Below are 14,419 nucleotides of genomic sequence, written 5' to 3'. Positions count from 1 at the left end.
GTAGATGAAATGGACAGAAGCGCAGCCATACTGGTTTTACAAGAAAGAGAGATAGAGAAAAAGGAGTGAGAAGTTTGCAGTACTTTTTTTATGGAATAGCAGGTGTATTTCTTGTGTTTCAAGCCCTGTACACGATTATTCCGTTATTCTGCAGCAAGGTGAAGAAGCTGAATCCGGATCTTGCCGAAAAATCAATATCGGTGCTCGTTCCTGCTTATAACGAGGAGCTTACGATCCGAAATTGCATTGATGCCATGGCAGGCTTGCATTACAGCAATTATGAGATCATGATTATCAACGACGGTTCCAAGGATGGTACCTTGTCTGCGCTTCACGAGCTGCTGGAATTAGAGTCGGATTACCGGAAGCCAGACCACAAGCTCTCCTATAAAACGATAAGAGGATTTTACCGTTCGAACCGATATCACAACATTTATGTTATCGATAAACTGAATGGCGGGAAAGCCGACTCGCTGAATGCGGGTATCGATTATGCTGCCTCGGATATCGTTATTACGCTTGATGCGGACAGTATGCTGGAGACCAACTCACTCAAGTATGTAAATCAATATTTTCATAATAGTGACATCATTGCGCTTGGCGGTACAGTCAAGATTGTGCAGGGTGCTGAGAGGAAAAAAAACGGTGCTATTGTGGAGAAATTTCGTGGAAAAGGGCTAATCAAGAGCCAAATCATCAATTATACACACGGCTTCTATGTCCGGAAATTAACGCAATCGTTCTTTAATTCCATTGTTGTTATTTCAGGCGCTTTCGGGGCCTTTTACAAAGATGTTCTGGTTCAAGTAAACGGCTTCCGTAGCACGGTAGGCGAGGATATCGATATTACCCTTAAAATTCATGAATACATAAAAGCGAATCGCTTAAAGAAAAAGCTAGTATACGCACCCGAAGCGGTATGTTATACCGAATGTCCCGAGAATCTTCCGAACTTCTATAAGCAGCGCATTCGCTGGCAAAAAGCGTTTGTCGATTGCGTCCTGATCTATTGGTCCAGGCTCTCTCAGAAATTCAGTGTCAGTGTGAGTCTGTTTTTTGCCATCGACGGATTTATGTTAGGGACGCTCTCGGCATTTACCACTTTAGTTTATCTGGGCCAAGCGCTGATTTCCGGCGGAAATATTATACAAGCAATCATCTTTCTGCTCATTAGTGTGCTGCTCAATGCGGCGCAAATTATCATTTCCCTATACTTATGCCGTAAATACGGCAGCACGTATACTTTTGCAGATTATCTGAGAATGTTCCTGTTCAGCCAAGTTGAGTTGTTGACCTACCGGAATCTACTGGTCTACATCAATATTGCAGGAACGTTTAAATATTTTGACAATGATGAAGGCTGGGGCTTCGTGGAGCGGAAAGGCGTTGCCACCATCAGCCAGAACATCGCGGTAGGATCGAATTAAGGTATGATGAAGGAGGCTTCCATGAACAGCAGCATGGTTCAAAATAAAAGAATTATATATATAGATATTCTAAGAATCCTATCTATCGTTGCCGTCATTATTTTGCATTACACGGCAGAGGTGTTGACCAGCACGAATGATTTCAATACCTCCTCGTGGTGGATCAGCAATGGATTTAATTCCATTTCGCGCTTTGCCGTGCCGGTATTCTTCATGATTAGCGGGGCGATGATCCTTAGAACGAAGATCACGTCCTACCGGGAATTCTATACCAAGAGAGTGCTTCCGCTGGTCATTCCCCTCTTGACCTGGTCACTCATTTATGGTTTATACAATCAATACTATATTATGAGAAGCCAGATGAATGCCTATGAGTTCGTTATAGACTTCGGTTACCGGCTGCTTACCGACAGAAATTATATCCATCTATGGTTCCTGTATGCCATTATCGCGATTTATATAACGGTGCCGCTGATCAGCAAATTCATAAAATCGTGCAGCGAGAGGGATCTCCGATATTACCTGCTCTTATGGTTCATCGTGAGCATTGCGTACCGTTTCATCTCGGATGTTGTATTCCGTACAACGGATCAATACATCAATATTCCTATTATGAACATCCCTTTTTTCATGGGATTTCTGGGCTACTTTATTCTGGGATACTATCTCTTCCATTACGAGCTACCGCTAAAAGTGAAAAATAAATTGTACAACTTAGGCATCATATCGTTCTTTCTGACTCCTGTAGCCACATACTTTGTCTCACTCCGTAGCGGCGTACTGGATGAGATGTTCTACGGTAACTATTCCATCACCACGTTTTTCATGGCAGTCGGCTTATTTATTTTTTTCAAAGAAAACGAAACCCGGATCAGTGATAAAGTGAATCACAAAATCCAAAAATTAATCAGCTCGATCTCCAGAGCCAGCTTCAGCATTTATCTCATTCACTTATTAGTTGAGATGATGCTCTCAGGCAGAACGGAATTAGAGGCAACATTTCTGGAGGCGACCCTCAGTCTTATCGTGAATATTGGCATCATCTTTGCCATCAGTTACATCACCGTCAAGGTGCTCAACTTAAGTAAAACTGCAACCTACATCTTATTTGGTGGGAGGGGTTAACCAATGAGAATAAATAAATTTACGAAGATGTTTATCGTTGTGTTGCTCGCAGGCATGAGTCTTTACTTCTACCAAGTATCAGCAGCAGACGACCGTAAAATTACGGCGGTATACGTGGAAGCTTGGCAAGACTATAAGAACATTAAGCTGTCTGAGAAGGGTGTTGACATTGCCTTTATCGCGTTTGCCAAAATCAAGGGAACGGATATTTATTTTCATGAGGACAGTACGACCAATGACCAGATTAAAGAAAACATTAAAAAGCTAAAAGAGCATAATCCGACCACCCGAATGGTATTAGCGGTAGGCGGCTATGGCGCGGATGGCTTCTCGGATGCTTCATTGGACGGAAACCGCTATCTGTTCACCGAGAGCATCGTCAATATGGTTAAGGAGCTGGAGTTGGATGGGGTTGATATTGACTGGGAGTATCCGGCATTCCATGCTTGGAATACGCAAAAAGCACGCCCTGAGGATACAAGGAATTTTACAAATCTGATGAAGGAATTAAGAGAGAAGCTGTACAGGCTGCCTCACAAGAACAACAAAAAGTATTTGTTGAGCTTCGCTTCAGGCACGCAGGACTGGTATTTTCAAAATGTAGAAGTTAAAGAAGTCGAACAATACGTTGACTACATCAATATCATGGCCTATGACCTGACTGGAAAATGGTCAGACACGACTGGCTTTAACGCCAATCTGTATCGGGATAGCCAGGGTAAATCCAAGCATAGCATCGATCAGATCATCACGATGTATCTGGATCATGATATTGACAGCAAGAAGCTGCTGCTCGGTGTCCCTGCTTATTCCTACGGCTGGAAGAATGTGAAGAGCGATAAAGACGGCCTATTTAAACCAGGAAAGCCCATCGACATCAACAAAGTGGATTTAAGCTATAGAAAGCTTGAGAAAGACTATTTGAACAATAAAGACTACAAGCGTTATTATGACAACAAAGCCAAGGCAGCCTACCTCTATAATGGCAATACCTTCATCAGTTACGAGGATAAAGAAGCCTTGCAGGAGAAGGTCAATTACATCAAGAGCAAGGATCTCGCTGGTGCGATGGTCTGGCAGTACGCACAGGATGCTGAGGATGGAATTGTGAAATTTCTGACGGAGCATTTGAATGAGTGAGAAAATAAGTCTTTAATACAAAAACTGACCAAACTAGAGTTATCTAGCTTGGTCAGTTTTTGTGTATAAGGCGGTTAAATTTTTCTTGTATTGCTTTATTATCAAGTGCCGCAAAAGGTTCGATAAGAACAGTTCGATGGCTCAGGCAGTGTGGAGTAATCAGCCTGCTCGGGGGAATGCGCGTATGGTCTCGAAAGAACATCAAGTAGTCGCTCCATCACGCTGTAGTCTTCCCGTAGTACCGCTGCTTCGAGTGCCTCTTCTACCCGGTGGTTGCGCGGGATTATAGCAGGGTTACTGCTACGCATCAACTGATGCGAGGAGTCTTTTGGTTCCTGTTGCCTGCCTAATCTTGCCTGCCACAGCTCATGCCACTGAGCAAATTCCGCGGTGCCAGAAAGGCCCGTATCCTCTAACTTATCAAACGTTAATGCGCGGAAGGTATTGGTATAGTCCGCACGATTCTTCTGCATCATACCGAGAAGATCTTTAATAAGGGATTCATCCTGTAGCTCTTCGTTAAAGATTCCCAGCTTTGCCCTCATCCCCGCGAGCCAATGATGATGATACAAATCGGAAAATTCCGAAATCGCATCCTCGGCTAGTTTGATAGCCTGCGCCTTGTCTTCATGCAGCAAAGGCAATAAGGTTTCAGCAAATCTCGCAAGATTCCACGCAGCAATATTCGGCTGATTGCCATAGGCATAGCGACCTTGTTGGTCAATCGAACTGAACACCGTTGCTGGATCATAGGCATCCATGAAGGCACAAGGGCCATAGTCGATGGTTTCTCCGCTAAGGGCCATGTTGTCCGTGTTCATCACCCCATGAATAAAACCAACAAGCTGCCATTTGGCAATCAGCTCGGCCTGACGCTTGATCACTTGCTGCAGAAGGAAAAGATAGCGGTGCTCATCAGGATCAACTTCTGGAAAATGCCTTTGCAATGTGTAATCCGCAAGAGTCCGGACATCCTGGGCTGTACCCCAATTCGAAACGTATTGAAACGTGCCGACGCGCAGATGACTCGCCGCCACGCGGGTGAGAATTGCACCAGGCAGGTCGGTTTCACGAATGACGGACTCACCGGTTGTAACCACAGCTAAGCTGCGGGTGGTAGCAATACCAAGCACATGCATGGCTTCACTGATGATATATTCACGCAGCATCGGTCCAAGTGCCGCTCGACCATCGCCTCGGCGAGAGTATGGTGTTCTACCTGAACCCTTAAGCTGAATATCAACCCGCTCACTCAGGGGAGTAATTTGTTCACCAAGCAGCAGAGCCCGACCGTCCCCTAGCATCGTAAAATACCCGAATTGATGTCCCGCATAAGCTTGGGCAAGCGGTAAGGCTCCATCGGGAATTTGGTTACCGGCAAACACCGCTGTGCCATCTTTGCTTTTCAGCGCTTGGATGTTCAACCCTAGGGATGTTGCCAACGAATCATTAAGAAGGATCAACTTTGGTGAGCGCACAGGGGTAGGGCTTTGCCTGGTAAAAAATGAATTCGGCAGACGAGCATAACTGTTGTCGAAGTTCCATCCTGCATCTATGATTGCTTTATTCTCTGTCATCGTATCTCCTCATTTCGCTTATTATCTTGATCTTTCATAGCTTCGCTTCGAACACGCTCCATAAATTCGAATACAACCTTCTGATTATTTTTGAAACCCATTAGCTTCAACATCACCTTGCCCAACCAGTTGACTCCTTTGTTCTGACCGCTATATATGAATCGGGTATGCTTGTCATCCACTTTGAGAAGAGTAAATGTTGTTTCAATCTCAAAGATTCTGGCTAAAGTAAACCCGCTTTTGTTATGTTTTCTGTGCGGTGTATTTTCATATTCAAGATCTTCTACAATATAGGTTTCAATTCGCTTTCCTTCCTTAAACTTTTGTCTATACTTGGTTCCAACAACGCCCTCTTTACGTTCGATAACTTCATTCTCCACTACCTGTGGCATAATTCGTTGGATGTTCTCCAATGCAAACAAGTTCCAGATGGTCTCTATATTAGCCTCAATTATTGTCTCTTCATTCCATTGGAGCATCAAAATTCTCCTTACTTATCTTTTGTCACATTTCGTAAGTATTGTACCGTAAAAGCAAATCATAATCCTACTTTCTGTAATAGCATACCACTACCTCTCGATATTTATTGATTTTTTAATTTAACCTCAGCTATAGTCAATCACATACCCGTTTCCTTCTTGATTCTTTCTGACCATTGGAAATATAACAATAGAATTATAAACAAAGTCGCTACCGGATCATTCGGAGCGACTTTGTCATATTTATATTCAGATGTTTACACTAACAATTTCATTCCTAAATTATTAATGTCCTCAGCAAACTTTTCAATCTTCTTCTGATTCTTCCGCAACAACAAGCCGGGCAGCAAATTCTGCAAAATGGTTTGCTACTTCTCTAACGTTATCTTCCATAAGTTGCTGTGCCTCTTCCGGGGTAGCACTTTCATTCTCCGCGTCTTCACGTACGATTGCTTCCTCGTGGTCCATTAGAGCCACCGATGGCGACAAAGAGTTCTTTCGGTAATCGAGCAAATAGTTATTCCCGCTACTAACACTCCATGCAATGGGAATCAGCTTCATCGGATCGGGATTTGCGTCATCCACCAAATGCTGGTTTGTTGCAACAAAATTTTCATCCAGATCAGAAAAACAGATTTCCCAGTCTGTAAAATCTTCGGATTCTGTAAAATTAAAACTCTTACCTGCTGCATCTTCCAAAAAGCTCAAATACTCCGGCGGGAAGACTACTCCATAGTGATGTTCGATTTCTTTAATAGAATTATTGTTCATCGTTCCCCCTCTTCCTCTACACACCTTAAAGAGATAGCTCAGTGATTCTTTCTTCGATCTAGAGCTGTATCAAGATCTGCGGATCTTTGATCTTGTTGTCTTCAGCCAGAAGCACAACCTTAGACAAGACCTCAACCGTTCTCGGATCTTCATCGAGAAACGGAAGGAACAATCGACCACGGTGCTGTGAATGCACCGGAATGATATTCAACGCACCTGTTCCTTGTTTGTAGGCAATTCCACTGCCCAGATTTACAGCATATTCTCCAAGCTTTCCATCAATACGAGCATAATTACCTTCAAGTTTCACATTGTCCAGCTTGAGTAGGCGCAGTGATTCGCGCATGATAGCGCTCCGCAATTCAATCGTAGTCAGGCTCGCTTCTGGATCGACTCCACCCACATGTGCCGTACTTACGACAAGATCAATGTCACGCATTGTTTCTGAGAACAATATTGGCGAGATCTGATCCATCGGTATCGATTTATAAGATTTACGATCCAAGAATTCCACTGTCTCCAGCGTTGGCGCCTCACTGTCAGCAGGCGAGAACCAATCTGCCATAGCATACACGGTGGCAATTACATTTTTTTGATAACTCACCTTCTGCAGACCTTCCTCATAACTGACCGTCCAACCGCGACTGCGCAAAAGCGCTACCGTCTTACTTGGCTGCACCTGATGTCCAGCATAACGCCGCGATTTAATTCTTCCTTCTCGTTCATCGGCATTGGCAAGATACAACTCACGGAACACCTGCTTAAATGGCTGGCGGATTCCACGTTCAAACAAATCCCGCTGGTATTCGCTCCAAAGGCCGCTTTCATACAGATGCAGCGGATGGGCGATCGTAATCTCATCCTTATCCGCAATCAGGTGTTCTGCACCAGTCGGCTCTTCCAGTCGATACAAATCGTCTGCTGTTTTCATGAAATAACCGAGATGATTCCCTGCTTTAAACACAAGTGTACGCAGCAGCGGCTGGATGACCGGATTGTTCTGCAGAGCTGCTAACTCACTGACGGTAAAGCAGCTTTCCACTTCCATCGAACGCTCCAGCTCCCTCTTGGCCCGGCGATACTGTTCGGTAAGATCGGATTTTACTTCCTTCAATTCGGCAATATATTCGTCTTTCTTAAACCTTGCAGGCACAGATTTCAGCGCCTTACCTTTACTTGTCACTTCAAGCTCTGTATTTCCTTCCTCATCAATCCTCAGGCGTACATTCGTGTCCTCATCCAGTGGACGGGGCTCGAACAGACTTTCCAGCTTTTCCAGCCTACGAGCTTCCATATCCCAGGTCAACCGAGTCACGTCAGCATATCCTGCGCTTCGAGCCAGATTGCCAAGTGCTATTGCTGAAACGATACCCTCACTGGCCCGGCGCTGTGCTCCATATCCCCGACTTTGCTTGAGAAACAACTGAATGAAATCAAAGCGCTCCCGCAAATCATTCTCTTGAATTGGTCCAAGTGGAATAAGGCTATAGGCTAGCAGATGGTCTTTATTACGCTTATCCGTTACGGACAACTTCATGTCTTCAAGCCGCAGTTGACCGAGCACCGCATCGGCGAACATCTGAGAGCGCCGGTGGTTGGCACCGGCCGAAATATATTTGGCACAATCGTATAGCAGCTTAAAGCGCTCCTCACCGAGCGAATGGTATGCTTCTTCAAACCATTTCACATCAAATGCGCCATTATTGAAATCCTCCGGTGTAATCGGCGAGTAATGAGCAACAATCGTTTCTTTTTCCGCCGAAAAGGTCTCGTTGATATGGGCATGGAAATACCAGGCGGCACTGCGCAGCCCTTCCCAGCCCAAATATTTTGCAATAATTTCTATCCATTGCGGTGCATACATGGCGGCTTCAAGCAGACGTTTTTCCGAAATCCCCGTACCTTTTAGCAGCTGTTCAAGTTTCTGTTCGTCGTCACCCTCCTGCGGATAACAAACTTTCAAAAGATGACTCAGCGATTCTTTTTTCGTGATCTGGTCGCCATAGCCGTAAATATAACCGCGCACGAACGTTTCGCCGCCTAAACTGATTAGAATGCGGATAAATGATTCCAGCCCGTGAATACGTTCGAATGACATCGTATATGGAGTAGCTGTTGTCGTCAGATCTCCGCGCACGAGTTCGATATCAAGCAAGCGCGAAACAATCCGCTCACGCAAAGCCAGCAGTTTCTCACTTCTATTAACTAAAGAATCTTGTGGAGAAGTTAGCGCCCTCATGTGACTGCGGACATCTCTGCCCAGCAGTTCTTTACAAAGCTCGTTGTCTCCGATCATACCTAGTGTGTACGCTCTGAAATACTGATTCCAATGCATGACTGAATATTCCGAATTCTCGATTTCCTTTATCCGCAAATCATACTGGTAGGCAGTATGGAAGAAAGAGCGGAATGATTCCTTGTTATATACACGGCTACGTAAAATAGAAAACCAAGGCTTTGCAAGGACGAATAAAGTCGGCTTATCCTTGTCAGACAATTCATTGATATCACTGACTATTACCATGGCAAGGGCTTCACTTGCAACTTCAAAAGTGTCACTACGTTCGCTGTCCCAAAAGAAGGCCTTAACCAGTGTCTCAACCTGTTCTGAATAGCGGAGACCGTCATACAATTTCTGTATCTTTACTATGCGCTCTAGGGGAATCATGCGCTCCAAATACCTTTTTCGTTCGTTTTCAAGCAATTTGGTCCGTCTCATGAAGTCATAATCCACAAAATCAGAGAAACTATAATAGAACTCATACAGCGTACCGCTTAAATCTCCTATCAAAATACAGTAGTAGAGCTGCATCAATTCACGTGATCCCAAGCCACTGTTCATGAGGTAATTCTGCCAGTGTTCAGTCAACGGATAGTTGTTCAGAACGTTCGCCATTTCAAAGTTGTCGTGTTCAATTGGATCTTCATGCTTCTCATACGAAACAGTACATAGTTTGACTCCAACAAGCTGAGTTTCTTTCTGGCCAATGTAATTTTCGATTTCATACTCGGTATCACGCCATTCATGAACAAGATCATCCAGTCCGCTTAGAAATTCCGAAGCTCGTTCTTCAGTTAGTGAGAAGATTTGCTCAAAGCTAACATTAGACGTGTCAGACCGCTCAAGCAACCACTCTTCAGTCTCCTGTGGGTTATAAAGGCCAAAACCATTCTCGGCGGTATAGCCGCCCTGCTGTTCCAATTTATCCAGCAGTTGCTTCTCCTTTGGTGACGGGCTGGAGATTTTGTTTGCTAAGGGACGAAGGGCCTCATATTGAGTCTCTCGGTTCTGATCATGCTTCAACTCGGTTAACAGCTCAAGGCCTGCAAGGCGCTGCAACTCACCTTTTGCCTTCAGAAGCCGCTCAAGACTTATCGCGAGCTCTTCCTCCGGCTGATCCAGAAGAATGTCGATTGCGCTCTGACGCAAAGAGCCTGTTTTCAATTTAAGCATGTCTTCAACCTGTTTCCGTTCGCTGTCATTCAGGCTCAGTTTTTTCACCTGACGAAGCGCACGCTCACGGTTCGGCAAACTTTTGTCCGACAGAGCTGCAAAGATGAAAGAACGCTGCACAGTTGACTTGGAATCATCAGTGTAGTAGCTAATCAGGTCTCCCCGTAGGTCTGAACTCATTTGACCCGAGAACCTAATCAGATCGGTGATCCAGGCATCATCCATGTCATATGCGGTCAAATACATCATTTTGCGCAAAACAAGGTCTGCCTGGTAATGGAATTGTATAAAATCAAGCACTCCGGATTGGCCTGACTTTTCTCTTACAGGCACTCGTGTGAGAATATCTTTGAAATTCTCGAATTCCTCTCTTCGTACATCTTTATCTTCCAGAGCCGGTGTACGGTTGATTTTCAAGAGACGGTCTTGTATCCCACCGACCTGCCAATCATATTCATAATCGAATGTGTAGTTACTCAGAATCAAATACAGCAGCTCCAGATCACTTTCATCCAGACAGCGCCGCGCGATTTCAAATCTTACTGTATCATTCTGACTGTTGGACAACACGTATTGGGCAACGACCTTCTGATAACGCTCCCCGTTCTCCATCAAGAACTGAATCCGTTCTGGTAGATCATCCTCCTCATAAACGGCGCTAGCCCACAAGCTCAGGTAGACCTGGTTCGCATTCTCGGAAGACAGCCATGCTGAGCGCTGTTGTTCATCCGTAAGAACCGTGTAAGCTTGTTCCACAAGCTGACCGGCTACACGTTGATTTACCGCTTCAAGACCCATTCCCGTCCAAGTGCCGAGGGCTCGGACAATTGAGCTATACCTAATCAGATCATGATCCAAAATAACTCTCAGTATATGTAAATTAGCTTGAAGAGTACCGGCATCCATCTCCTCGGTGATTGACTGACGTAGCCCCTCCTGCAGCCTGGCTGCAACCAGCAGTTCACCAATCATCTCGTACAGTTCGGAGCGGTGACTCATCAGAATTCCCTTGATCATCTCACGCTTCAGCAGCGCTGTCTGATTCTCACCGTATATGATTTCTTTAAGGGCCGCTTCAGCCCAACTATCACCGCAATCCAGCTCATATGCAACCAAATCAGGAATAACATGGATGAACCAATGAAGCCCCTCAACATGGTAATCCGGCTTGGTCAAATATTCCTGCAGTGAAAAGTTATTAGCTTGTGCAATTAACAGCCTATTTAATTTAAATAGCAAAGAACCGAGATGCGTTGCGTGTCTTCGCGTCCGAAACGGTCTGCGGTAATAACCTTGTGCATAGGGATATTCCGCGATATGCTCTGTCATATATCGGACGATGGCTCCTGTCATTTCGCCCGCAAATGCCGATACAGCTTCCACAAGGGGAGTGTAAAAAGATTCCGGTTGCTCTACAGACAACATCTTCAGATCCTCGTACAGCGTCTGATATTCATGACTATCACGATCGATGTATGATTCGCGGCTCAGATCGTAAACCTTGCGAATCAGTGTATTCCCGCCTGCCTCCAATTCTTTTAATTTCGTTTCAACACTTTCCCAAAAAGCTTGTTCATCTTGATCAGTGTATGACATGTCCTTATCCCCCTGTTCTTTACCACATGCCTCCGGCCAGCATCGTAAATCGCATAAATACGATCTTATCACCATCCGTGAGTACAAGCGGCGTATCCAGTTGCTCAATTTCCTCTTCATTTACGAATACCCGGTATAGTCCATCCGTGAAAGCCAACAGAGCCGACTCAACCGCCTGATGTTCATCGGGCTGTCGGTCATCATGAATCGTTCCAAACCCAACCTTCCCGCTACTGGCTCTTGCCGCGATATCCATTTCTGTCAAGTAAGGAATCAGGCTTTGTTCAGCCTGCTTGTCCTTAAAGGCGTTTACGCTATGATGCACAATTCCAGTAATCATTTCACGAAGGGTATATGGCACTTTGTTCAGCCGAAGCTCCTGTGTCATGAGTTCTTTGCGCTTTCCTGGCTTTTTCACCATCACATTCAGCTTCATCATAATCCCCCTTCCTATTTAAAGTGTAAGGAAGCACCTACTATTTAAAGAAATCCGTTTAATATTGTGCTAGATTCCATTTGCTATCTAGCAAAGCTCCCATCTCTCCGTACACAGCTCCATAAAAGAAATAGCAGCTAGGGTACAGTCTTCATATCCCAAGTTGCCGGAGTGAGCAATGAGAATAGGATATTCGTTGTTTCTTGCTGCCTCTCTCATATCAAATAAATAGTGATTCCCGCTGCCATCCATCGCAAATGATACGGCAAAAGGCATATACTCTGGCATTTCATAAGCGAAGTTCATTTCCCGGAAAATTTCCGTATCAAAAAATTGAAAATAACGCTCTCCATTTTGGAATTCTCCACCATTGGAATATTTCATAAAATCGATATAGCTGTCAGGAAAAGCTCTTTGAGGCAGCTTCCAGCCTGTAGGATCAAGCGGTTTGTATTGATCAAAATATGGAGACGATTTCGGAAAAGGGTTAACCTGCCGCTCCTTTATTTCGTTGATCTCCTGCCCCGATAGGTCTTTGTTCCACGTAGTCAGAAAACAGGTGATTTGTTCCTCTGTCACACCTGGATATTTGATAAATTCATGTTCAAAACGAATAGTCCACATGATGATTAACCTCCATTTTGGGTAGCCCTTACCCTAACAGTACCAACAATTGCTCAAGCTGTTCCTTTAAAGGAGATGACTCCTTTTTTGCGGCCTGCGCCAGCTTTTTGTTGCTTCCGAAAATGCGGTATATTACAACTTCACGTTCATAATCTTCTTTTGTCTCAAGCTCCCGAATAAGTGCATCTCCAAGTTCAGGAGTATCAATTGCTATGTTTTTTACAGGTTTCGCCGATTGGTTTCCACCAAGCAGAATAGAGACTAATACAGGCATATGCTCTGCTGTAACGCCATGAGCTTCGATAAAAGCTTCAGCATAGCGGTCTTGTGCAGACTGATGCTCCTCATCAACCAATTCCATATAACGCTGAACTAACGGAAAATAGGCGTCACTGTACAAGCCGAGACCGAATACCGCATAGGTTCCGGGCATGACAGATTTCTCACTAGGCTCCACATCCTGGTACCAGGCGAATTCCTCCATAGCAAGCCCCGCATATGCTGCAAGTTGAGGGAATAACGCTGGATAACGCACTGCATTAGCAAAAAACCGATGATGACCTGACTTCGCCAGCTCTTTTAACGGTAAGTAGTGCTTTTCTTTACTCTTCAGCTTAAGCTTGTACCCTTTCGGAAAACCTTGCCGCAGAAGATTACTGATAAAGTCAAGCGCTTCACGGTAGGCGGCTTCTTCTTCAGATACAATACGAATTTCTATGGTTTGTATAATATCATTGGCTTTTCCTTGAATCAGATTGCTATTATACACACATTCAAAGAGACCGCTTCCTTGTTTCAAATAGTCCGTTGCTTGCTTCGATCCGAGCTCAACGGCGAGTTTCAAGTACTTTTCTCGAGTGTCTGGTTCCTGGGGACCGATCTGCAAGGCGGCATAAATGAAGAAGTCCAGCTCTTGAACATTTAGTTCATTACGCTCCGACTCATTTTTCAGAACCCAATCCAATCCGAAGTTTCCGGATCGGTCAAAATATTGATTTAAAAACCGCTCCTTCGCCCAGTTCTTGAAAGCCGAAGTATACTGGTAAGCCCACTTATCACTTCGCTCTCTATTTGTACGCAGCTTGTCACTAAGATGCCGAATCAGCGGTTCGATTTCTTCCTGTCTCTGTTCCATTAGATCGGGATTCATTAGATGACGAGCAAAGAAAGACCCGTCATTTTCTTTCGGAAGTACTGGAAGCTCTGACAAGATTTTTGTGTCAATAAAGATATCCAGCGTCTGTTTAAGACCCCGGAGTTTTTCTTCGTTTAATAAAAATTGGGAGTGGCACAGTTTAGATTGCTCCCACTCAAACTCAAACACGATTTCAAACCGGTAATCAAAAAAGTTGGGGCCATAATCGTCCGATTGGAATAGTTTATCCATCCGGTCACACAGAGCTGGGAAAAAATCATGAATTAAAATTTCATCCGTCAATTCTACTATGTAAGTACCCGCTTCGAATTTATAAGAGCTGTCACTCCAGGAGAGTGGTTCATAAATGTCGATATGGATTTTGCCCTGGGCCCAGTTGAATTTCCCTTTTCTCCAAACCACTCTCAGGTAGTCATATACTCCCGCCTGAAGCCGACTTCGGTCTTTAAACTCACTAATTCTCTGACTCTCTTTATCGTAAATAGCTGTAATATGACTCCATATATCGTTCAAAAATGCTTCTGCAGCCTGGTTCAATGAGTTGTCCTCCTATCAAAAAATAAGTAATTAAGTTCTTAGCCTGGGCATCACTACGAATGCGGATTATTCTTACGATCACTGTTGCCCCCAGATT

General features: G+C 44.5%; 10 protein-coding genes. 3 read left to right on the top strand and 7 right to left on the bottom strand.

Annotated elements, in window-relative coordinates; translation table 11 throughout:
• Positions 1-74 precede the first annotated feature (74 nt).
• Genes B9N86_RS12110 through B9N86_RS12100 form a run of 3 tightly spaced genes read left to right on the top strand, consistent with a single transcriptional unit; the run spans position 75 to position 3,692 of the window.
• On the top strand, positions 75-1,427 hold the full coding sequence (locus B9N86_RS12110; protein ID WP_208919440.1) for a glycosyltransferase family 2 protein: 1,353 nt from the start codon (positions 75-77) through the stop codon (positions 1,425-1,427).
• Between the two features lie 33 nt (positions 1,428-1,460).
• The gene (locus tag B9N86_RS12105; protein WP_208920277.1) at positions 1,461-2,552 is read left to right on the top strand and encodes an acyltransferase; all 1,092 of its coding nucleotides are present in this window, start codon (positions 1,461-1,463) and stop codon (positions 2,550-2,552) included.
• 3 nt (positions 2,553-2,555) lie between these two features.
• The gene (locus B9N86_RS12100) at positions 2,556-3,692 is read left to right on the top strand and encodes a glycoside hydrolase family 18 protein (protein ID WP_208919439.1); all 1,137 of its coding nucleotides are present in this window, start codon (positions 2,556-2,558) and stop codon (positions 3,690-3,692) included.
• Between the two features lie 101 nt (positions 3,693-3,793).
• On the opposite strand, the gene B9N86_RS12095 is transcribed toward B9N86_RS12100, so the two are convergent.
• The 7 genes from B9N86_RS12095 to B9N86_RS12065 form a co-directional block, all read right to left on the bottom strand.
• Positions 3,794-5,269: a protein adenylyltransferase SelO gene (locus B9N86_RS12095; protein ID WP_208919438.1), complete on the bottom strand. Its 1,476-nt coding sequence runs from the start codon at positions 5,267-5,269 to the stop codon at positions 3,794-3,796.
• Positions 5,266-5,748 (bottom strand): SRPBCC family protein, encoded by a 483-nt coding sequence (locus B9N86_RS12090; protein WP_208919437.1) that lies wholly within the window; start codon positions 5,746-5,748, stop codon positions 5,266-5,268. The genes B9N86_RS12095 and B9N86_RS12090 overlap by 4 nt, the downstream gene beginning before the upstream one ends.
• A gap of 306 nt (positions 5,749-6,054) precedes the next feature.
• The gene (locus B9N86_RS12085; protein WP_208919436.1) at positions 6,055-6,519 is read right to left on the bottom strand and encodes an SMI1/KNR4 family protein; all 465 of its coding nucleotides are present in this window, start codon (positions 6,517-6,519) and stop codon (positions 6,055-6,057) included.
• Between the two features lie 58 nt (positions 6,520-6,577).
• A complete protein-coding gene (locus B9N86_RS12080) occupies positions 6,578-11,569 on the bottom strand; it encodes a DUF4132 domain-containing protein (RefSeq protein ID WP_208919435.1) in 4,992 nt (1,663 codons plus the stop codon).
• Between the two features lie 19 nt (positions 11,570-11,588).
• On the bottom strand, positions 11,589-12,008 hold the full coding sequence (locus tag B9N86_RS12075; RefSeq protein WP_244563050.1) for a ubiquitin family protein: 420 nt from the start codon (positions 12,006-12,008) through the stop codon (positions 11,589-11,591).
• An 84-nt stretch (positions 12,009-12,092) separates the two neighbouring features.
• The gene (locus tag B9N86_RS12070) at positions 12,093-12,629 is read right to left on the bottom strand and encodes an SMI1/KNR4 family protein (RefSeq protein WP_208919434.1); all 537 of its coding nucleotides are present in this window, start codon (positions 12,627-12,629) and stop codon (positions 12,093-12,095) included.
• Between the two features lie 28 nt (positions 12,630-12,657).
• Positions 12,658-14,322: a DUF6138 family protein gene (locus B9N86_RS12065; protein WP_208919433.1), complete on the bottom strand. Its 1,665-nt coding sequence runs from the start codon at positions 14,320-14,322 to the stop codon at positions 12,658-12,660.
• Between the last annotated feature and the right edge of the window lie 97 nt (positions 14,323-14,419).

The organism is Paenibacillus uliginis N3/975 (genome assembly GCF_900177425.1).
Taxonomy (GTDB): domain Bacteria; phylum Bacillota; class Bacilli; order Paenibacillales; family Paenibacillaceae; genus Paenibacillus_AQ; species Paenibacillus_AQ uliginis.
This window is presented reverse-complemented; position numbering and strand designations above follow the sequence as displayed.

Coding starts and splice junctions, on each gene's coding strand:
- B9N86_RS12105 (WP_208920277.1), top strand. CDS start 1,461: ATGGTTCAAAATAAAAGAATTATATATATAGATATTCTAAGAATCCTA.
- B9N86_RS12100 (WP_208919439.1), top strand. CDS start 2,556: ATGAGAATAAATAAATTTACGAAGATGTTTATCGTTGTGTTGCTCGCA.
- B9N86_RS12095 (WP_208919438.1), bottom strand. CDS start 5,269: ATGACAGAGAATAAAGCAATCATAGATGCAGGATGGAACTTCGACAAC.
- B9N86_RS12090 (WP_208919437.1), bottom strand. CDS start 5,748: ATGCTCCAATGGAATGAAGAGACAATAATTGAGGCTAATATAGAGACC.
- B9N86_RS12085 (WP_208919436.1), bottom strand. CDS start 6,519: ATGAACAATAATTCTATTAAAGAAATCGAACATCACTATGGAGTAGTC.
- B9N86_RS12080 (WP_208919435.1), bottom strand. CDS start 11,569: ATGTCATACACTGATCAAGATGAACAAGCTTTTTGGGAAAGTGTTGAA.
- B9N86_RS12075 (WP_244563050.1), bottom strand. CDS start 12,008: ATGATGAAGCTGAATGTGATGGTGAAAAAGCCAGGAAAGCGCAAAGAA.
- B9N86_RS12070 (WP_208919434.1), bottom strand. CDS start 12,629: ATGTGGACTATTCGTTTTGAACATGAATTTATCAAATATCCAGGTGTG.